At 63.3% G+C, this 18,377-nt stretch carries 22 protein-coding genes; 17 read left to right on the top strand and 5 right to left on the bottom strand.

Going from position 1 to position 18,377, the window contains the following annotated elements:
• Positions 1–54 precede the first annotated feature (54 nt).
• Positions 55–525, bottom strand: coding sequence for a Holliday junction resolvase RuvX (gene ruvX, locus ACO06J_RS07250; protein ID WP_421760034.1), 471 nt, complete (start codon positions 523–525; stop codon positions 55–57).
• Between the two features lie 71 nt (positions 526–596).
• On the opposite strand from ruvX, the gene ACO06J_RS07245 reads away from it, so the two are divergent.
• From ACO06J_RS07245 to ACO06J_RS07215, 7 genes are all read left to right on the top strand, one after another.
• Positions 597–869 carry a CopG family ribbon-helix-helix protein gene (locus tag ACO06J_RS07245; RefSeq protein WP_421760033.1) on the top strand — a complete coding sequence of 91 codons (273 nt, stop codon included), beginning with the start codon at positions 597–599 and terminating at the stop codon, positions 867–869.
• The gene (locus ACO06J_RS07240; protein ID WP_421760032.1) at positions 866–1,141 is read left to right on the top strand and encodes a type II toxin-antitoxin system RelE/ParE family toxin; all 276 of its coding nucleotides are present in this window, start codon (positions 866–868) and stop codon (positions 1,139–1,141) included. The genes ACO06J_RS07245 and ACO06J_RS07240 overlap by 4 nt, the downstream gene beginning before the upstream one ends.
• A complete protein-coding gene (locus tag ACO06J_RS07235; protein ID WP_421760031.1) occupies positions 1,138–1,647 on the top strand; it encodes a hypothetical protein in 510 nt (169 codons plus the stop codon). The genes ACO06J_RS07240 and ACO06J_RS07235 overlap by 4 nt, the downstream gene beginning before the upstream one ends.
• An 83-nt stretch (positions 1,648–1,730) precedes the next feature.
• Positions 1,731–2,018 carry an Asp-tRNA(Asn)/Glu-tRNA(Gln) amidotransferase subunit GatC gene (gene gatC, locus ACO06J_RS07230; protein WP_421760030.1) on the top strand — a complete coding sequence of 96 codons (288 nt, stop codon included), beginning with the start codon at positions 1,731–1,733 and terminating at the stop codon, positions 2,016–2,018.
• A gap of 5 nt (positions 2,019–2,023) precedes the next feature.
• A complete protein-coding gene (locus ACO06J_RS07225) occupies positions 2,024–2,506 on the top strand; it encodes a GNAT family N-acetyltransferase (RefSeq protein ID WP_421760029.1) in 483 nt (160 codons plus the stop codon).
• A 72-nt stretch (positions 2,507–2,578) separates the two neighbouring features.
• On the top strand, positions 2,579–4,063 hold the full coding sequence (gene gatA / locus ACO06J_RS07220; protein WP_421760028.1) for an Asp-tRNA(Asn)/Glu-tRNA(Gln) amidotransferase subunit GatA: 1,485 nt from the start codon (positions 2,579–2,581) through the stop codon (positions 4,061–4,063).
• Positions 4,064–4,175: 112 nt separating this feature from the next.
• Positions 4,176–4,490, top strand: a complete 315-nt coding sequence (locus ACO06J_RS07215) for a hypothetical protein (protein WP_421760027.1) — start codon at positions 4,176–4,178, stop codon at positions 4,488–4,490.
• 89 nt (positions 4,491–4,579) lie between these two features.
• Here the strand turns inward: ACO06J_RS07215 and ACO06J_RS07210 are convergent, their stop codons facing one another.
• Positions 4,580–4,837 carry a YjhX family toxin gene (locus tag ACO06J_RS07210; protein ID WP_421760026.1) on the bottom strand — a complete coding sequence of 86 codons (258 nt, stop codon included), beginning with the start codon at positions 4,835–4,837 and terminating at the stop codon, positions 4,580–4,582.
• A 304-nt stretch (positions 4,838–5,141) separates the two neighbouring features.
• Here ACO06J_RS07210 and ACO06J_RS07205 point away from each other — a divergent pair, with 304 nt between their 5' ends.
• From ACO06J_RS07205 to gatB, 3 genes are read left to right on the top strand one after another with little or no spacing between them, the layout of a single operon-like run.
• A complete protein-coding gene (locus ACO06J_RS07205) occupies positions 5,142–5,450 on the top strand; it encodes a chorismate mutase (RefSeq protein WP_421760025.1) in 309 nt (102 codons plus the stop codon).
• A 25-nt stretch (positions 5,451–5,475) separates the two neighbouring features.
• Entirely contained in the window at positions 5,476–5,997 is a 522-nt protein-coding gene (locus ACO06J_RS07200) for a GNAT family N-acetyltransferase (protein WP_421760024.1), read from the top strand.
• A 12-nt stretch (positions 5,998–6,009) separates the two neighbouring features.
• Complete coding sequence (gene gatB / locus ACO06J_RS07195; RefSeq protein WP_421760023.1) at positions 6,010–7,509, top strand: Asp-tRNA(Asn)/Glu-tRNA(Gln) amidotransferase subunit GatB; 1,500 nt, start codon at positions 6,010–6,012, stop codon at positions 7,507–7,509.
• Positions 7,510–7,625: 116 nt separating this feature from the next.
• Here the strand turns inward: gatB and ACO06J_RS07190 are convergent, their stop codons facing one another.
• Entirely contained in the window at positions 7,626–9,179 is a 1,554-nt protein-coding gene (locus ACO06J_RS07190) for a DHA2 family efflux MFS transporter permease subunit (protein ID WP_421760022.1), read from the bottom strand.
• 204 nt (positions 9,180–9,383) lie between these two features.
• Here ACO06J_RS07190 and ACO06J_RS07185 point away from each other — a divergent pair, with 204 nt between their 5' ends.
• The 7 genes from ACO06J_RS07185 to ACO06J_RS07155 all read left to right on the top strand — a co-directional run bounded on the left by ACO06J_RS07185 (position 9,384) and on the right by ACO06J_RS07155 (position 16,861).
• Complete coding sequence (locus ACO06J_RS07185) at positions 9,384–10,448, top strand: type III polyketide synthase (RefSeq protein WP_421760021.1); 1,065 nt, start codon at positions 9,384–9,386, stop codon at positions 10,446–10,448.
• A complete protein-coding gene (locus tag ACO06J_RS07180) occupies positions 10,448–10,942 on the top strand; it encodes an isoprenylcysteine carboxyl methyltransferase family protein (protein WP_421760020.1) in 495 nt (164 codons plus the stop codon). The genes ACO06J_RS07185 and ACO06J_RS07180 overlap by 1 nt, the downstream gene beginning before the upstream one ends.
• Positions 10,943–11,004: 62 nt before the next feature.
• Positions 11,005–11,682, top strand: a complete 678-nt coding sequence (locus ACO06J_RS07175; protein WP_421760019.1) for a class I SAM-dependent methyltransferase — start codon at positions 11,005–11,007, stop codon at positions 11,680–11,682.
• 95 nt (positions 11,683–11,777) lie between these two features.
• Positions 11,778–13,133 (top strand): sensor histidine kinase, encoded by a 1,356-nt coding sequence (locus tag ACO06J_RS07170; RefSeq protein ID WP_421760018.1) that lies wholly within the window; start codon positions 11,778–11,780, stop codon positions 13,131–13,133.
• 89 nt (positions 13,134–13,222) lie between these two features.
• A complete protein-coding gene (locus ACO06J_RS07165) occupies positions 13,223–14,347 on the top strand; it encodes a sugar ABC transporter substrate-binding protein (protein WP_421760017.1) in 1,125 nt (374 codons plus the stop codon).
• A 98-nt stretch (positions 14,348–14,445) separates the two neighbouring features.
• Positions 14,446–15,390 carry a bifunctional helix-turn-helix transcriptional regulator/GNAT family N-acetyltransferase gene (locus tag ACO06J_RS07160; RefSeq protein WP_421760016.1) on the top strand — a complete coding sequence of 315 codons (945 nt, stop codon included), beginning with the start codon at positions 14,446–14,448 and terminating at the stop codon, positions 15,388–15,390.
• Between the two features lie 97 nt (positions 15,391–15,487).
• Positions 15,488–16,861, top strand: coding sequence for a TIGR02594 family protein (locus ACO06J_RS07155; RefSeq protein ID WP_421760015.1), 1,374 nt, complete (start codon positions 15,488–15,490; stop codon positions 16,859–16,861).
• 49 nt (positions 16,862–16,910) lie between these two features.
• On the opposite strand, the gene ACO06J_RS07150 is transcribed toward ACO06J_RS07155, so the two are convergent.
• Positions 16,911–17,804 (bottom strand): DMT family transporter, encoded by an 894-nt coding sequence (locus tag ACO06J_RS07150; RefSeq protein WP_421760014.1) that lies wholly within the window; start codon positions 17,802–17,804, stop codon positions 16,911–16,913.
• An 82-nt stretch (positions 17,805–17,886) separates the two neighbouring features.
• On the bottom strand, positions 17,887–18,273 hold the full coding sequence (locus ACO06J_RS07145) for a tautomerase family protein (protein WP_421760013.1): 387 nt from the start codon (positions 18,271–18,273) through the stop codon (positions 17,887–17,889).
• Positions 18,274–18,377: the final 104 nt, after the last annotated feature.

Below are 18,377 nucleotides of genomic sequence, written 5' to 3'. Positions count from 1 at the left end.
AATGTTCGCGGGGGTCTAGCGCGCGTGCACGAGACTGGCAAGCCGCTGGGGCGATTATCCCCGGCGCAGGCGCTCCAGTGCCCCCTGCAAAATGTAGCTTGCCGCCAGCTTGTCGACCACCTCTGCCCTCTTGTCCCGGCGGACATCGGCCTCGATCAGGGTACGGGTGACGGCGCTGGTTGATAGTCGCTCGTCCCAGAACACCACCGGGATGCTGATCTTGGGCAGCAGGTTGCGGACAAAGGCTCGGGTTGACTGCACGCGCGGACCCTCGGAGCCATCCATGTTCAGCGGCAGCCCGATGACGATGCCGACCGCGGCATTCTCGGCGATCAGCTGGATGATGCGCTCGGCATCCTGCGTGAACTTGGTGCGCCTGATGGTCTCGAGCGGGGTGGCCGAGTAGCGCATGCCGTCGGCGATAGCGATTCCAATGGTTTTGGTACCAAGGTCGAGCCCGAGGAGCTTGCCGGTAGGGGGGAGGGCGGCGAGGGGATTGGGCGCATCGGCTGCAGTATCGGTCATGGCATTGCGCTACCACGAACTCGACTTAATCGGAAGCAATCACTATGATTGATAACGATTAGGAGCTGCACATGACCACGCGCGTAGTGACGGCACACATTCCCGAAGAGATGGCGGAAAAGGTCGACGGCTACGCCAAGAGCATGGAACGCTCGCGTGGCTGGATCGTGAAGCAGGCGCTGGCGAACTGGATTGGACGGGAAGAGCACAAACTTCGCCTGAGTCTGGAAGCGCTAGATGCAGCCGAGAAAGGCGACATCGTCGAAGACGAGGATGTCGCAGCCTGGGCCGCGAGCCTTGATACCGATAACCCGCTTCCGCCTCCGGCGCCGCGCAAGAGATGAAGGTTCGCTGGACGGGCAAGGCGTCCTCCGATCTCGTTCGGCTCGCAGAGTTCCTCCGTCCGAAAAGTCGTCGGGCGGCCGCGCGTGTCGCGCAAATGCTTCATGCGGCGCCATCCCGCCCCCGCGATCAACCCAGAATTGGCGAGCTGATTGAGCACGCTGGATCCCGGGAGATTAGGCGGCTTCTGATCGGCGATTACGAAATGCACTATGAAGTTCGCTCCGACGAAATCTGGATTGCCCGCATCTTTCACACCCTTGAGGACCGATGAAACTCACCTGGTTCGGCGGCACCACGCTGCGCATCTATATTGGGGGCAGTATACTCGTGTCCGATCCCGCGGGGATAAGTGGGGTGGCGACGGAGGAACTGGTCGGCGGGGCTGATGCGACCTTTGAGGTCGCGGCACCGGGACCGGTGGTTGATCTCAAGGGCTGGCAGCCACGGCGCGCGGGCTCGGTGCTTGAGGATAGCCCATTAGAATTGCCGCGCACGTTCCTGGCAGAGGGCGGCGTGGTAGTGGTGGACGCGATGGGCGAGCCGCCGCTGTTGCTGGTGACAGGCGACGTTCCGGCAGCCGGTCGGTGGGGGCGGGATGCGGTGGTTGTTGCGTTTGGCCAACGCGCTGCAGAGGCGGCGCTCGCAGCGCTTGGGCCGCGCCTGATTGCCGTGGCGGGTGACGATGCGGACGTGGAGCGGACCTTTGCGGCGCTGCGGGATCGTCTAGATGGCACGGCGCTAGTCGCCCTCGAGAAGGCGCTGGCGCTGGAAGTTTGATGCAGCCCATCAAAGCTTTTCGTTTTTCTTCTCGCTCCTTCATTGCTAGAAGCCGGTGACGTTAAAGCCTTTCGGAGCCACCCATGTCGGTCGACGCTGCCACCGTTAAGCGCATCGGGCGCCTCGCCCGTATCCGGATCGAAGAGTCCGAGGTCGAGACTTATCAGTCCGAGCTCAACACGATCCTAGGCTTTGTCGAGCAACTGAGCGAAGTCGATGTGACCGGCATCGAGCCGATGACCTCTGTGACGCCGATGGTTCTGCGTCAGCGCGAAGACAAGGTCGCCGATGGTGGCTATCCGGACAAGATCGTCGCTAACGCGCCGCTCAGCCAAGACAATTTCTTCATGGTGCCCAAGGTCGTCGAGTAAGCGTCATGGCGATTTCGGTTGCGGTCGAGAGCCCGCTGCAGGACGATGTGCGCGAACTGGTAGCCCTGCTCAACGAGCATCTGCTGCCGCTATCGCCGATCGAGTTCCAGTTCAAGATGACCGTGGAGCAGATGGCCGGTGCCGACACGACGGTGTTTGTTGCCCGAGACGAGTCGGGCCGGGCGGTGGGCTGCGGTGCACTCAAGGTGCATTCGACGGAGCTGGCTGAGGTCAAGCGCATGTACACACGGCCCGAAGTGCGCGGAAAGCGGGTCGGATCGGCGCTGCTGGGGGCCATCGAGGCACTTGCTGTAGACAAGGGCATTGGGCAACTGATGCTTGAAACCGGCACCGGGCCGGGCTTTGATGGCGCCGTCCGGCTCTACACCAATAGCGGTTTTGCGCCGCGCGGGGCCTTCCTCGACTACCCGGACAGCGAGTGGTCGGCGTTCTTCGAGAAATCGCTCACCACCCCCGCTACCGCCTGACGGTTGCGAGAAGCGCCCTTCCTCTGTAGGAACGGCAAACGAGATTTCCGCGTCCCTACCGCGAGCCAAGCCTTGACCGACCTTACCCGCCTGACCCTTGCTGCGGCCCGCGACGGGCTCAAGGCCAAATCCTTCACCTCTGCCGAGCTCACCAGCGCCTATCTTAATGCGATCGACGCTGCTAACCCCAAGCTCAACGCCTATGTGGCGGTGACGGGGGATGCGGCTCTTGAACAGGCCAAGCAGAGCGACGCAAAGCTCGCGACCGGGCAGGGTGGCCCGCTCGAGGGCATCCCGCTTGGCATCAAAGACCTGTTTGGCACCAAGGGCGTCCACACGCAGGCGGCGAGCCACATCCTCGATGGGTTCAAGCCGGAATACGAATCGACCGTGACGAGCCAGCTCTGGCGCGACGGGGCCGTGATGTTGGGTAAGCTCAACATGGACGAATTCGCCATGGGCTCGTCCAACGAGACGTCGTACTACGGTCCCGTGATCAACCCGTGGCGGGCCAAGGATTCCAACGCTCAGCTGGTGCCCGGTGGGTCCTCGGGCGGTTCTGCGGCAGCGGTGTCTGCGTGGCTTTGCGCCGCGGCGACTGCTACCGATACCGGCGGCTCGATCCGCCAGCCGGCGGCGCTGACGGGGACGGTTGGCATCAAGCCGACTTATGGCCGCTGCTCACGCTGGGGCGTGGTGGCCTTTGCGTCCTCGCTCGATCAGGCCGGGCCGATCGCCCGCACGGTCGAGGATGCGGCGATCATGCTGACCTCGATGTCGGGGTTTGATGCCAAGGATTCGACCAGCGCGCAGCTGGCCGTTCCCGATTTCGCTGCTGCGGTTGAGCGCGGCGTAAAGGGGCTGACCATTGGTATTCCACGCGAATATCGCATGGACGGCATGCCGGCCGAGATCGAGGCGCTTTGGCAGCAGGGCATTGCCTGGCTGAAGGCCGAGGGCGCGACGGTGCGCGACATCTCGCTGCCCAACACCAAGTACGCGCTGCCGGCCTACTATATCGTGGCACCCGCTGAGGCGTCCTCGAACCTCGCGCGCTATGACGGGGTCAAGTACGGGCTGCGCGTTAGCGGCAAGGACATCACTGACCTTTATGAGCTGACTCGCGCCGAGGGCTTCGGCCGCGAGGTGAAGCGCCGCATCATGATCGGCACCTATGTGCTGTCTGCCGGTTACTATGACGCCTACTACGTGCAGGCCCAGAAGGTCCGCACGCTGATCAAGCGCGACTTCGAGACGGCTTTCCATGATGGCGTAGATGCTATCCTCACCCCCGCAACTCCTTCTGCTGCCTTCGGAATTGGCGACGAGGACATGAAGGCGGACCCGGTGAAGATGTATCTCAACGACGTCTTCACGGTGACCGTGAACATGGCCGGATTGCCGGGTCTCGCGGTGCCAGCCGGCAAGGATTCTGCAGGTCTTCCGCTTGGTCTGCAGCTGATCGGCAAGCCCTTTGACGAGGAAACATTGTTCGCGGCGGGCCGGGTGATCGAGCGCAGCGCTGCCACCGATTTCTCGCCGTCGAAGTGGTGGTAAGCCGAAACGCCTTGAATTCCGGGCGCTTGGGCCCTATTTCCCGCCCATGCGCAAATTGAGACTTGTCGAACTGCCGGCCAAACCGGCGATTTCGTTTCAGAGGACTGGCTCCATGGCCGATGTTTTCACGACCCTCGACTGGTCGGCCCCGCCCAAGGACATGTCAAAGCCCCTGCAGGCGCTGTGGTGGATCAAGAAGGGGGCTTTCAAGGTTGGCCCTGAATGGGATGAGGCGCATGCCATCATCCAGACGATGGAAGGCGTGTTCGAGTTCGACTGGGTGCATGCGCTGCTGCACTGGATCGAAGCCGACATGGGCAATGCCGACTACTGGTATCGCCGCGCCGGCAAGAAGCGCGCGACCGCCAGCGTCTCGGCGGAGTGGGAACACATAGCCCGCGCGCTGAGCGGCGTCACGCAACATTAAGGCAGACATTGGCTGCATCCAGCACTGACCTTTCCTCGCCCAACGTCCTGTGAATTTAGCACAGGACGCCGAGGCGGGGATAAGTCGGTCTAGCGGTTGTCGACTTCACTTCTGACCAGTTCCAGGCCACGTCGGGTGATCTGGTATGGGCGGCCGCCCGATGAGGCTATGGCCTTCTTGTTCTTGAGCTTTCTGAAGATGTGGAGCGTACAGCCGTCCATCTGCCACCCTGTTCGGGTGAAGCAGCCGACGGCTATGATCTTGCCGTTTTCGGATTTGCGGGCGTGAATGCTGCCGCCCTGCGCGAGTGCATGCAGCACCCGCTGTTCTTCGCGGGAAATGTCCATGATTTCAGGCCTTTGGGGATGCGTCGGAGCGGGCCGCGGCCAGCATCACGCCTGGCAGCAGCCGGGTTCCAAAACCCCGTCACGGCACGTCACGCGACCATTGGGCGCGTGGGCGGACGGGGTTTTACGCAGTCTCCAGCTGGCTGGACATAAAGCACCTGATCACGAAATTGCCATCGCCGAACCCCGGCGATGAACAACTTCTGAATAGCAAAGCTGCGGCATTTGGAGGAGCCCCCCGGTTGCAATCGACGCCCTGTCGGTGCAAACCAGCAACACCGACCTGACCCAGCCGAGACCCATCGTGACCAAAGCCCCCGCCGACTGCATGACCAAGGAAGATGTGCGCGCCGAGATCGACCGCATCGACCAGGGGCTGCTGACGCTGCTCGCCGAGCGGCATCGCTATGTGACGCGGATGGCCGAGATCAAGACCGACCCGCACGAGGCGCATGACCCGGTGCGGATCGAGGCCGTCATCGCCAAGCAGCGCAAGCGCGCCGAGGAACTGGAGCTAGACGAGGACCAGGCCGAGCTGATCTGGCGCACGCTGATCAGCTGGAATGTGAATTACGAAAAGGGCATTATCGCCGCACGGAAGCGTCAGGGCTGAACTGGCGCGAGCGAGGAATAACCCGATGACGTCCGCAGGTGTGACCATCCGCAAAGCCATGTCGAGCGAAGCCGAACGGCTCGCCGATATCGCCTTGCTGGCGTGGGACCGGGATCTGCGCCCGTTCCTCAGTGGCGAGGCGGCAAGCCCGGCGGTAGAAAAGCGCCGGCTGAGCCAGGTGGTGCATGAGCTGCTCGACCGGGTGATTGTCGCCGAGGCAGACGAGATTGCCGTTGGCTGGTGCGCGCGGGCGCGGAGCCGACCCTATATCCCGTATCTGTTCGTGACCCCGCCATTGCAGAACCGCGGCATCGGCACGCTGCTGCTGCGGCGGATGGAATCGATCCTCGAGCTCGAAGGCGCCGAACGGGTGCAGCTCGACACGTTGAGCGACAATGTTCGCGCCGTGAACTTTTACCAGCACCAGGGCTATCGCATCATGGTGCTCAAGCCCGACGGGCCGCACCGGAGCGACGCGCAGACCAGCGTCCGGCTCGAAAAGCGCCTGTCCCCCTACACGGGCCCTGTGCCCGACATCGACGAATAGGAAGTACGTCCCTTGACCCTCATCGACACGCGCACCCCGAACCCCAAGAGCTTCATCAAGGGCCAGACCGGGGATTGGGAGATCGTCATCGGCATGGAAGTGCATGCGCAGGTGACCTCGGAGAGCAAGCTGTTCTCGGGCTCATCGACTGAGTTCGGCCGTCCGCCCAATTCCAATGTCAGCTTCGTTGATGCGGCGATGCCCGGGATGCTGCCAGTGATCAACGCGGAATGCGTCCGCCAGGCGGTGCGCACCGGACTGGGGCTGAAGGCGCAGATCAACAAGCGCTCGATCTTTGATCGCAAGAACTACTTCTATCCGGACCTGCCGCAGGGCTACCAGATCAGCCAGTTCAAGGACCCCATCGTCGGCGAGGGCATCGTCTATCTCGACATGGGCACCGAGCGGATCGAGATCGGCGTCGAGCGGCTGCACCTTGAGCAGGACGCCGGCAAGTCGATCCACGACCAGCACCCCAACATGAGCTTTGTCGACCTCAACCGGTCTGGCGTGGCGCTGATGGAAATTGTTTCGAAGCCCGATTTGCGCAATTCGGAAGAGGCCAAGACGTACCTCTCCAAGCTGCGGACGATCCTGCGCTACCTCGGCACCTGCGACGGCAACATGGAGCAGGGCTCGATGCGCGCCGACATCAACGTGTCGGTGCGGCGTCCGGGCGGCCCGTTTGGGACGCGCTGCGAGATCAAGAACGTCAACTCCATCCGTTTTGCGGGCCAGGCCATTGAGTACGAGGCGCGCCGCCAGATCGATATTCTGGAAGATGGCGGTTCGATCGACCAGGAGACCCGGCTCTACGACCCCAAGACCGGCGAGACGCGCTCGATGCGGAGTAAGGAAGAGGCTCACGACTATCGCTACTTCCCCGATCCGGACCTCTTGCCGCTGGAGTTCGACCAGGCGTTTGTTGACGAACTGGCCAAGCATCTGCCGGAACTGCCCGACCAGAAGCAGGAGCGGTTCATCACTGAATATGGCGTGACGCCCTATGACGCGATGGTGCTGACGCTCGAGCGCGAGAGCGCCGACTATTACGAGGCCGCAGTCGCCCATGGCGGCAAGAAACGCGACGGCAAGGCCGTGGCGAACCTCGTGATGGGTGATATTTCGGCCTATGCGAACTCGCTCGGGCTTTCGATGTACGAAACCCACATCACGCCCGCCCAGATCGCCGGGATCGTCGACCTCGTCGCTGATGGTACGATTTCAGGCAAGATCGCCAAGGACCTGCTGCAGATCATCATCACCGACGACAAGACCGGCGATCCGGCAGCGATTGTCGAAGCCCGCGGCATGAAGCAGGTGACCGATCTCGGCGCCATCGAGAAGGTTGTCGACGACATCATCGCGGCCAACCCGGACCAGGTGGCGAAGGTGTTGGCGAAGCCGACACTGATCGGCTGGTTCGTCGGCCAGGCGATGAAGGCCTCCGGCGGCAAGGCCAATCCGCAGGCGCTGAACGAGATTTTGAAGAAGAAGCTGGGGCTGGAGTAGGGTTCGCTCCTCGCTACGCTCGGATCGCGCATCGCTTTGCGATGCGGACCCCTCATCCGGCGCTTCGCGCCACCTTCTCCCCGACGGGGAGAAGGGACGGGCGGCTGTGGTGCACCTCAGTGCGCGGCGATGGCCGCTGCGCCGGCCTTTGGTTTTGGCGTGAACGGCAGCAGGGCGACGACGGCGATTGTCAGGATCGCGACGAGGGCCCAGGCTTCGTTGATCGAGAGGGTCAGCGCGGCTTTTTCGACCAGTGGGGCGACCATCGCCTGGGTGGCGCTGTCGAGGGGGCCGGGGGCGCGGGAGGCGAAGAGGGCGACGGGGATGCCGATCGCGGTGGCGGTGTCGACGTTGCCGGCGGTGAGTTGGGCGATGATGTCCTGGCCATGTCCGGCGGCGCGGCCGTAGATCACGGTATCGACGAGCGCGAGGCCGATGGCACCGCCGAGATTGCGCATCAGGTTGAAGAGCCCGCTGGCGTCCGGGACCCGGTCGAGCGGCAGCGCGCCGAGAGCGAGGCGGGTGGGCGGCAAGAGGCAGAACATGATGGCGACGCCGCGCAGCAGTTGCGGCACGATCATTTCAGTGAAGTCGGTCGAGACGGTCTGGAAGGCGCTGAGGCCGAGGCCGAGTGCGAAGACGACAAATCCGGCGGCGGTTAGCCAGCGGGCGTCGACGCGTTGTTCGAGATAGACAGCGACCGGGGCCGTCGCCAGTTGCGCGACGCCGGTGACCAGCATGATGGTACCAATCTCAAGCGCGTTGTGGCCGCGCACGAAGCCGAGAAAGACCGGCATCAGGTAGACCGACCCGAAGAGCCCGATGCCCAGCACGAAGCTCAGCACGCACCCGATGAGGAAGGTACGGTCCTTGAGCGTTGTCAGATCGACTACGGGCTGGCTCGAACTCAGCGTGCGTCGGGCAAAGCCGACGATCATGAGGATGGAGGCGGCGAGGAGGCCGAGGACGCTTGGCGAGAGCCAGCCACGGCTCGGGGCTTCCTTCAGGCCGATCTCGAGGCTGGCCAGAGCGGCGGCCATCATCAGCAGTGACAGCCAGTCGAGGGCGCCGCGCGCCGAGGGATCCGGTTTGTCGCGCGGCAGGAAGCTTGCGGCGCCGATGCCGGCGAGGATGCCGGGGACGATGTTGATCAGGAACAGCCAGTGCCAGGAGAAGGTCTCGGTGATCCAGCCTCCGACGATCGGGCCGACGGTCGGAGCGAGGACCGCGAGCAGGCCCGCAACGGTGGTGGCGAGACCCTGGCTGCGCACCGGGAACAGCACGAAGACCGCCGAGAAGACCGACGGGATCAGGGTGCCGCCGGCGAAACCCTGGACCACGCGCCAGGTGACCAGCGTCTCAAAACTGTTGCTCATGGCGCAGCCGAGGGAGGCTGCGGAAAACACCCCGATGGCGATGACGAAGAGCCAACGGCCAGTGAGGAGGCGGGTGAGGTAGCCGGTGAGGGGGATCGCGATGACCTCGGCGATGAGATAGGCGGTCTGCAGCCAGCTCAACTGGTCCGGCGCGATGCCGAGCGACGCCTGGATGGCGGGGAGCGAGGTCGCGACCACCTGCACATCGAGGATGGCCATGAACATGCCCACGCACATGGCGACAAATCCAAGCCAAGGGGCCGCAGACGGTCGCGAGGGAGTGACAAGAGACATGGCGGGGAGCTCTTTGGATCAGGAGGAAGATCAACTGCTTACGGATGGTGCGCAATTGCGATCACCGCAAGCGCTGTTGTCCGGCACTGGCTGACAACCCCGTGAACGGGGGTGACGACATCGTGAATGAACCGGTCTCATGCAGGGCCCGTTGAAGTGGAAGGTCCAAAAGTCATCTGTCCGGGCCACCACACAGGACCAATCATGAACTTCCATGCGTCGATGCCAGCAGCCCGGCTGCTCGGAGTGGGAACGGCCGTTCCTGGATATCAATGCCCGCAGGACATGGTGAAGACCGTCGCTCGCCGCGTGCTGGGCGACCGCTATGCCGATTTCGACCGCCTGACCAAGTCGTTCGACAATGCCGGTATCGACAACCGCTATTCGGTGGTGCCGTTCGACTGGTTCGAAGAGGTACAGGACTGGCCATCGCGCACCAAAGCTTACCTTGAGGGCGCGACGGCGCTGTTCATTGATGCAGCGCAGAAGGCGCTGGATGAGTCCGGGTGGCGCGCTGAGGATGTGGATACGATCGTCACCATCTCCTCGACCGGCATCGCGACGCCGACGCTTGAGGCCCGCGCGATGCGCAGCATGGCGTTCCGCGATGACGTGCAGCGCGTGCCGGTGTTCGGGCTCGGCTGCGCCGGTGGCGTGACCGGGCTGGCGCTGGCGGCTCGCCTCGCCGCCGCCTCGCCGGGGAGCAAGGTGCTGCTGGTCGCGGTGGAAACCTGCACGTTGTCGTTCCGCGCCGACCGGCTGCAGAAGGCCGATATCATTGCAACCGTGCTGTTCGGCGATGGCGCTGCGGCTGCCTGCGTCTCGACGGCGAGCGATGATGCGCCGGTGCTGGGGCAGGGCGCTGAGCACACCTGGCCCGATACGTTACCGATCATGGGCTGGGACGTCGATCGCGACGGGTTCGGCGTGATCTTCGACCGCTCGATCCCCGAATTCGTCAAACAGAACCTCGCCGACGCGGTGACGAGCAGCCTCAAAAAGCTTGGGCTGGAGCAGTCGGACCTGAGCCGGATGATCTGCCATCCGGGCGGTGCGAAGGTGGTGGAAGCCATCGAATCGGCGCTGCACCTTGAACAGGGCGTGCTCGACCATGAACGCGAAGTGCTGCGCGAGTTCGGCAACATGTCTGCCCCGACTGCGCTGTTCGTGCTGAAGCGCGTGATGGCCGACCAGCCGAGCGGCACCATGCTGCTCACAGCACTCGGGCCGGGTTTTACCGCATCGGTGCTGCCGGTGAGGTTCGACTGATGGCGTCGATTCCAGCACTGCTTTTCATCGGCTTTGTCATCCTGCAGCGTCTCGGCGAGCTCTGGCTGGCACGGCGCAACACGGCGCGGCTTATGGCGCGTGGAGCGCGAGAAGTTGGGGCGGAACACTATCCGCTGATTGTCGCGTTGCACGCGAGCTGGATCGCGGCGCTGCTGATCTTCGGGTGGCAGGCGGAGGTCTCGCTGGTCTGGCTCGCCGTCTATGCGGTGCTGCAGGCCTTTCGGGTGTGGATCCTCGCGAGCCTTGGCGCGCGCTGGACGACGCGGATCATCATCCTCGATGAGCCACTGGTGCGTCGTGGGCCCTACAAGTTCGTTTCGCATCCCAACTACATGCTGGTCGTCGCCGAAATCTTTGTGACACCGATGGTGCTCGGGCTGATCTGGGTGGCGGTGCTGTTCACGGTGCTGAATGGCGCGATGCTGGCGCTGCGGATTTCAAAGGAAAGTGCGGCGCTGGCTGGTGGCCGATGAGCTGAGAGATGGCGTCGAGTCATGAAACGTGGAATGCCTGCCGATAAAGCAAGGCAGGCACCATGACCCAGACGCCGTTCACCGCACCATCCGGGCACTCCTATGTCGACGGTCCGCCGCGGCAGGTGCCGGGCTTTGCGAGCTTGCACAGGATGGTCGCACTGCTGCTGGCTGAGACCACGCCGCCCGATGGGCGCGTACTGGTGGTGGGGGCTGGCGGCGGGCTGGAGCTGAAGGCCCTGGCGGCCTTTCGACCGGGATGGACGTTCGATGGTGTCGACCCGTCCGCGAGCATGCTTCGGATCGCCGAGGAGACGCTGGGTTCTGAGTTGGCGCGCGTGAAATTGCATGAGGGCACGATTGATGCGGCGCCTGACGGTCCTTTCGATGGTGCTGTCTCGCTGCTGACGTTCCATTTTATTGGGCGCGACGAGCGTCTTCCGACGCTCAAGAAGATCAGGCAACGGCTGCGGCCGGGGGCGCCGTTTGTCCTGGCTCATATCAGCTTTCCGCAGGGCGAGCCCGAGCGCTCAGCGTGGATTGCGCGGCATGTCGCCTTCGGTGCAACGGAGGGCGCCGACGCGGCGGCGCTGGAAAGCGCACGTCAGGCGATTGGCACGCGGCTGACCATTCTCGCGCCGGATGAGGAGGAAGCCATGCTGCGCGAGGCGGGCTTTCGGGATGTCAGCCTGTTCTACGCCGGGCTCAGCTTCAGGGGCTGGGTGGCTTACGCGGCGTGACGAGGCACTGACGCGCACGTAGTGCGTTCACATGTGCACTGGCGGCATTTCGTTGAGTTGGCATTCCACCGCGGTTCTGCCATGAAAGTGCTGCCATGCCGATTTCCGCCCGCGCCTTTGTCAGATCTCAAGCGATATTTCTCGCCGTCGGCTTTCTGGCGCTCGCGGCGATTGTTGTCGTCGCCCTGTGGCTGGGTGAGCGGTCCAACAGGCTGGGTGACGAAATACTGGCGGCGCGCGACCTGAAGGCGGCGGTCGTTGAGCTTGGCGCCACGGTGCAGCGCGCCGAATCCAGCCAGCGCGGGTTTCTCTACACCGGCAACGAAATCTATCTGGCGCCCTATGATCTGGCCAAGACAGAGGCCAGGCGCGGCATCGAATCGCTGCCGCCCAGACTGATCACCTACCCGCAACTGGCTGCCGCCACCGCCAAGCTTGGCGAGACGATCAGCGCCAAATTCGCGGAAATGGACGGCAGCATCATGCTGGCGCGGGATCGCAAGACCGAGGCCGCGCTGGACAGCGTGCTGACCAATCGCGGCAAGGCGCTGATGGATGAGGCGAACATTTATATCGCCGGCATCAGCACTGCCGCTGACGACCGTATCGAAACGCTGGCGACCGAGCAGGCCACCAATGCCGGACTGCAAAGGCTGATCGCCGTGACGGGCGCGCTGGTGGCGATCGCTGCTGCCGCCGCCGCCTTGTTCACGATCTTCAAGTACGCTGGGGAACTTGCGACTGCCCGGGACGCGCTGACAGCAGCCAACACGCAGCTCGAACACAAAGTTGCCCTGCGCACGGCGGACCTTGCCAAGCGCACCGAAGAGATGAGCGCGGCCAAGGACCGGGCCGAGTTGCTGATGCACGAAGTGAATCACCGGGTCGCCAACAGCCTCTCGATGGTGTCGGCACTGGTGGGGCTGCAGGCCAACGCGCTTACGGATCCTGCGACGAAGGCGGCTCTTGCCGAAACACAGTCGCGCATCCACGCGGTGGCCCTGGTGCACCAGCGACTGTACGTATCTGGGGAAGTCAAAGAGGTGGCGTTGGACGAGTACCTGCGTGCCGTCCTCGACCAGTTCCAGTCCACCATGGGCAACGCCGGCAAGGTTGTGCTGAGCTATGACCTCGAGCCGCTCCTGTTGCGAACCGACGCAAGCGTCAATCTGGGTGTCATCGCCGCCGAATGGGTGATGAATGCCGCCAAATACGCCTATCCGGATCGCTCCGGTGAAGTTCGCGTCAGGCTGGCCGGTGGGTCTGATGGAAAGGCAGTGTTTATAGTCGAAGACGACGGCGTGGGCCGCGGCGATGGCGTTGCGCAAGGAACCGGACTGGGCAGCAAAATCGTTAGCGCCATGGCACGCTCCCTGCAGGGCAAAGTCGAGTACTTGGAGCGCCATCCGGGGCTTTCTGCGCGCCTGGAGTTTTCTCTCGTCGGTGCATGAAACTGTATATCTCCGTTGGCCGTGACTCGATAAACAATCGGGTCAACGACGACGACGGGAAATACAGATTGATGAACTTGAGACACCGGATGGGCGTTCTCATTGCCGGAGTGGCGATCGCTGCGACGTGCCAGGTCGCTGTCGCCGACGCACCGCAGGGCATCGTCAATCCCATCGTGCTGCAGCCGTTCGACCCCGCTGGGCAGAGTTGCAATGCGCCTCCCGGGCTCGAAAAGTCGCTGACGTTTGTGCAGGACAACCATCGCGACTTCATCGAGGGGGTTGGTATGGGCCTATCTCTGGCCGCTGCGAACCGCAATCTCGCCTATAGCAGCGTTGTCGCCGATGATGACGGGAGCAAAATGATCGCCGAGGTCAATGCCATCGGGGCTGCCAAGGGCGGTGCCGTGGTTGTTGCGCCGGTCGATCCGAGGTCCCTGACGCCGAGCCTTCAGGATCTCATCGCCAATGGTGTTTATGTCGGCGCGGTGGTCCCGCCACCGGCGGTGACTATTCTCAATGCGCCGCAATATCTGACCGGCAAGACGCTAGCGGATGCCGCTGCCGAATACATTCAGACCAAACTCGGTGGACGGGCGAAGGTGGTGCTGCTGACCCATGACAGCCTGCAGTTTCTGGCGCCGCGCTTTACCGCGATGCGCGATGTGCTGTCACAACTGCCGGGCGTCACCATTGTTGCCGACATTTCGCCGATGCCGGTCAGCGAGGATGGCGGCTATGCCACGATGAAGACCATCCTTCTGGCGCAGCCCGACGTGGATGTGGTGCTGGGGGCCGATACAGTTGTGCTCGGGGCGCTGCGCGCGCTGCGGGAAGCCAACAAGGCTAACCCCCAGCAGTTCCTTGGGGGCATTGATGGGGAGCCGCAGGCGGTCGCTGAGCTGCGATTGCCGGATAGTCCCTATAAGGCCAGTGTCAGCCTCGCTTCGCCGGTCTTTGGATATGCGCTGGGCCAGTATTCGGCGGACTGGCTGGAGGGCAAAGTGGTGCCACAGGCCATGGATATTCTCCCATCGCTGCTGACACGGGACAATGTCGATCAGTACCAGGGTGATATCTCCCACCCCGATGCCGTGTGGGCCGATCCGGCGCGGCGGCAGCAGTATCTCAGGATGTACGGCGGCATCTGTTACGACACCCGCGCTTCATACCTGAATTTCCCCTGGTCCTCCGAAAGCCCTGCCGCTAACTGACCGCCAAGCTTGTCGGCGCCGTAAAGTGTCACAAACTACTTGCCCGTCGCGAATGACGCAAATATGTTAGCGCTTACATAAATGCTGACGGGTGCCGTATGGAGTATATTTCTAGCCTTGGGCTGCAGGCGATCGCCAGCCGGTTGCGGGCGCTGAGCGATCGGTTCTATGGGCTGGCTGATGACCTCTACAAGCGGAGCGACCTGCCGCTGCAATCGCGCTGGCTGCCGGTGCTGCGGTTGCTGCATGACCGGGGGCCGGTATCCGTTGGCGAGATTGCAACAGCCATCGGGCAGACTCATTCGGCAGTGAGCCAGCTGGCCAAGAAGCTGCTCGCAGAGGGATGGCTGGAGATAGTGGCGAGCACCGACCGGCGCGAAAGGCGGCTGGCAGTGACACCCAAGGCGATCGCGGCGATGCGGGAGGCGCGGCCGATATGGCATGGGCTGCAGCAGGAACTGACCGAGCGGTTTACGGCCGCCGGGATCGATGCGGTGGCAGTGCTCGAGACGTTCAGTGACGCCTTCGAGGCGGACTTGGCCGGAGCAATCGCCGCACGGGCCGATGGCTTGCGGGCCGATGCCGTAGAGATCGTGCCATTCAGGCCGGAGTTGCGTGAGGCGTTCTACCAACTCAATGCGGACTGGATCCGCCGGTTCTTCCACCTCGAGGAGGTGGACCATCAGGTGCTGTCCGATCCGGAAGGAAATATCCTCGCCGGCGGCGGTGCGGTGTTCTTCGCGCTGTCTGGGGAGCGCGTGGTGGGGACCTGCGCGCTGATGCCGACGGCGCCCGGCGTGTTCGAACTCACCAAGATGGCGGTCGATCCATCAGCGCAAGGTTTGGGCATTGGGCGCAAGTTGATCGAGCATACCATCGCGGCCTACCGGAGAATGGACGCCAAGCTGCTGTTCCTTGAAACCAACTCGCGGCTGGCACCAGCAATCCGGCTCTATGAGACCTCGGGGTTCGTGCACACGCCCAAGCCCGAGCCCTCCCACTACCAGCGCGCCGACGTCTACATGGTCTGGCAGGCCGACTGAGGCGCCCCGGGGGCGGAACTCACCCAATGGGATTTGCGCGAATAGACCTGCTCCGCGGTTGCAGTGTCTTCTGCTGCCTTCAATCGTGGAGGCCGCAATGGAAGCAATTATCGATGTGCCGGTGGATGTCTCAAGCTATGCCCACCGGCTGAAGGCTGCCGGGGTCAACACCGTCATCCGCTACTACAACAACAAGAATTCCAACACGTTTCCGACCAAGTGCCTGACCGCCGGTGAACGCGACGCGCTGTTCGCCGAGGGGCTGTCGATTGCCGTCGTGTTCGAGCAGCGCGCAGGCGCTGGCGGGGTGATCGACGACCTGAGCGCGGCCAATGGCACGCGCGACGGCAGGCGCGCAATGAGCCTCGCCACTACGCTTGCCCAGCCGCCGGGAACGGCGATCTACTTCGCCGTTGACTGGGATTTCACCACTCAGGCGCAGCTCAAGAGCATCGGCGATTATTTCGCGGCGGCCCGGGCCGAGCTTGGCGGGAACTATCTGGTGGGCGTCTACGGCTCGGGGTTGGTCAGCAATTTTCTGCTTGGCAAGGGGCTGGTGGAGCATGTCTGGCTGGCCGGTGCGACCGGCTGGTCGGGCACCAAGCAGGCGCTGGCGGCAGGCAAATGGTCGCTGTTCCAGAAGTTCCTCGACAAGACCTCGCCGATCGGCGGCTTTGGCTATGACGGCAACGTCACCAACCCGGCCAATGCCAATTTTGGGCAGTTCTCCGGAATCGGGCCGCTCGACACGCCCAAGACCGTTGGAACGGCAGCGCTGTTCGAGGTGAGTGCGCGGTCGGGCCTCAATCTGCGCGGCGGACCTGGTGAAAGCTACAAGGTGATCGAGACAGTGCCGCATGGCACCGTCGTGACCGGTCTTGCCCGGGAGAGTGATTGGCTGAAGGTCGATCTCAAGGGTGACGGGACTGCGGATGGCTACATGTTCGGCACCTACCTCAAGGCGCTATCTGGCGGTGTGCCGTTGCCGGCTCCACCTCCGCCGCCCGGCGCTCCGGGAGGAACGGCACCGATCGATATTGCGTGGCAGGAACTGGCGATTGGGGTGAAGGAGGTTCCGGGTGATGAGAACAATCCGCGCATCGTCATGTACCACGCCACCACCAGCGGCGGAGCGGCGCCAGACGAGACCGCTTGGTGCTCCTCTTTCGTCAACTACTGCGTCGAGCGCGCCGGACTGGTGGGCACAGACAGCAAGTGGGCGCGGTCCTGGCACGAGTCGAGGTGGGGGAGCGATGTGACGGCTAACCCGCGCGAGGGCGATATCGTCGTCTTCCGCCGTGTTGGCGCGGGGGACGACGGCGGCCATGTCGGCTTCTACCTGGAGCAGGACGACGACACCATTCTCGTTCTTGGTGGGAACCAAGGCAACCGGATCAGCAAGTCGCGTTACCCCAAGAACGGAATGAGCGGGCCCTACAGGTACACGCTGCTCTCGATCCGTCGCCCGTAACAGAACGGTTACGTAAGGCCGCGCGGGTGACGCCAGCGCGGCCTTGCATCTATGCTGCTGCAGGCCGGAGCCAGCGGACGAAGCGTCCGTCGATGAAGACCAGCCCGACAAAGATCACGATCATGCCCAGCACGTGCACCAACTCGAAGCGCTCGTGGAGGATGAGTACGCCGAGAAGGATAGCCGAGATCGGGGTGATGAAGGTGTTGAGCGAAAGGTTCGTGGCACCGACCTTGGGCAGCAGCCAGTAGACCAGCAGGAACGAGAAGCTGGTCGAGAATACGCCGATACCGAACAGGGCGCCCCAGGTTTCGATCTTCGTGATCACCGGAATGCCCTCGAACAGCAGGGCCAGCGGCACCATGATGAGCGCGGCGGCAGTGAGCGAGCTCGAGGCTATGGTGGCCGAATCGAGGCCCTTGAAGCGGCGCGCGTAGTTGAGCGTGAGTGCGTAGCAGCAGGTGGCGCCGAGGGCCGCGAGGTAAGCGAGGATTTGGCCGGAGGCGCCGGCATCGCCGAGCGATGGGGACGCGAGAAGGAGCGCGCCGGCAAAGCCGATCAGCACCCCTGCAACCTTGTTCCACGTCGCCTTCTCGCCACCACGCCAGAGCTGGGAGATGATCACAGTGGTCATCGGGGTGAGGCCATTGATGACGCCAACGATGCCAGAGGCGAGATGCTGTTCGGCGAAGGGAAACAGCGCGAAGGGGATGGCGTAGTTGAGAATGCCCAGCACAACCAATTGCGGGTAGAGGCTGCGGTCGCGCGGCAGGCTGCGTTTGGTAGCGAAGAAATAGACCCAGCAGATGGCCGCGCCGATGGTGACGCGCCCTGCGGACACCCAGAGCGGGCCGATTTCCCGGATCAGGATGGCGTTGAAAAGGAACGAGCCGCCCCAGACTGCCCCAAGACCGATGATCAGCGCCCAATAGCGGATTGGCATACGTGTTCTCCGTTTGTACGCAGATTAGGGGCCGGCGAGAGTCGTGTCGAACCGATTTTGACCGGCCAGGTGGCAGCGCTTGTCAGACGTCGATCTTGAACCCGGGGTCCATGTCCGCGAACGAAATGCCACCAAGTCCCCAATTCTCCCGATCGACATCGTGGATGAGGACCTTGACGTTGTCCCCGGTGACGCCGAACGACGCCAGCTCGTGCGACAACGCGGCATAGAGCCTCCGCTTGGCCTCGACCGAGCGGCCGCGGAACATCGAGATTTCGATGAGGACTGCATTGTCGGCCCGGCCGGCGGGTGGCGCGAAAGCGTCTGCGGGGTATTCGAGGATACGGATGTCGCGATCGGCCGGTGGGATTCTGATGGCCTCTACAAGCGCCGACTGCACGGCAGCGATCAGCGCCTCGTGGCGGCCGTTGATCCAGCCGGTGCGGGTTTCGATTCGAGTTGATGGCATGACGAGCCTCCTTGCGGCCAGTGACGCTAAGTACTGAGGCGCCCAGTGTCGAACCGATACTTGTGATGAGGACGATCACTTGTGGTGATAACGGCGCCTGAGTT

The organism is Devosia sp. (assembly GCF_965229025.1).
Taxonomy (GTDB): Bacteria; Pseudomonadota; Alphaproteobacteria; order Rhizobiales; family Devosiaceae; genus Devosia_A.
The sequence above is the reverse complement of the archived record's forward strand: the minus strand, read 5'-3'. Positions and strand labels throughout refer to the sequence as shown.

Bases quoted from the DNA above. Each gene is read 5' to 3' on its own strand.
- gatC (WP_421760030.1), top strand. From the start codon at position 1,731: ATGTCGGTCGACGCTGCCACCGTTAAGCGCATCGGGCGCCTCGCCCGT.
- ACO06J_RS07160 (WP_421760016.1), top strand. From the start codon at position 14,446: ATGGAGTATATTTCTAGCCTTGGGCTGCAGGCGATCGCCAGCCGGTTG.
- ACO06J_RS07200 (WP_421760024.1), top strand. From the start codon at position 5,476: ATGACGTCCGCAGGTGTGACCATCCGCAAAGCCATGTCGAGCGAAGCC.
- ruvX (WP_421760034.1), bottom strand. From the start codon at position 525: ATGACCGATACTGCAGCCGATGCGCCCAATCCCCTCGCCGCCCTCCCC.
- ACO06J_RS07215 (WP_421760027.1), top strand. From the start codon at position 4,176: ATGGCCGATGTTTTCACGACCCTCGACTGGTCGGCCCCGCCCAAGGAC.
- ACO06J_RS07210 (WP_421760026.1), bottom strand. From the start codon at position 4,837: ATGGACATTTCCCGCGAAGAACAGCGGGTGCTGCATGCACTCGCGCAG.
- ACO06J_RS07180 (WP_421760020.1), top strand. From the start codon at position 10,448: ATGGCGTCGATTCCAGCACTGCTTTTCATCGGCTTTGTCATCCTGCAG.
- ACO06J_RS07170 (WP_421760018.1), top strand. From the start codon at position 11,778: ATGCCGATTTCCGCCCGCGCCTTTGTCAGATCTCAAGCGATATTTCTC.
- ACO06J_RS07185 (WP_421760021.1), top strand. From the start codon at position 9,384: ATGAACTTCCATGCGTCGATGCCAGCAGCCCGGCTGCTCGGAGTGGGA.
- ACO06J_RS07190 (WP_421760022.1), bottom strand. From the start codon at position 9,179: ATGTCTCTTGTCACTCCCTCGCGACCGTCTGCGGCCCCTTGGCTTGGA.
- ACO06J_RS07150 (WP_421760014.1), bottom strand. From the start codon at position 17,804: ATGCCAATCCGCTATTGGGCGCTGATCATCGGTCTTGGGGCAGTCTGG.
- ACO06J_RS07155 (WP_421760015.1), top strand. From the start codon at position 15,488: ATGGAAGCAATTATCGATGTGCCGGTGGATGTCTCAAGCTATGCCCAC.
- ACO06J_RS07175 (WP_421760019.1), top strand. From the start codon at position 11,005: ATGACCCAGACGCCGTTCACCGCACCATCCGGGCACTCCTATGTCGAC.
- ACO06J_RS07145 (WP_421760013.1), bottom strand. From the start codon at position 18,273: ATGCCATCAACTCGAATCGAAACCCGCACCGGCTGGATCAACGGCCGC.
- ACO06J_RS07245 (WP_421760033.1), top strand. From the start codon at position 597: ATGACCACGCGCGTAGTGACGGCACACATTCCCGAAGAGATGGCGGAA.
- ACO06J_RS07235 (WP_421760031.1), top strand. From the start codon at position 1,138: ATGAAACTCACCTGGTTCGGCGGCACCACGCTGCGCATCTATATTGGG.
- ACO06J_RS07225 (WP_421760029.1), top strand. From the start codon at position 2,024: ATGGCGATTTCGGTTGCGGTCGAGAGCCCGCTGCAGGACGATGTGCGC.
- ACO06J_RS07165 (WP_421760017.1), top strand. From the start codon at position 13,223: ATGGGCGTTCTCATTGCCGGAGTGGCGATCGCTGCGACGTGCCAGGTC.
- ACO06J_RS07240 (WP_421760032.1), top strand. From the start codon at position 866: ATGAAGGTTCGCTGGACGGGCAAGGCGTCCTCCGATCTCGTTCGGCTC.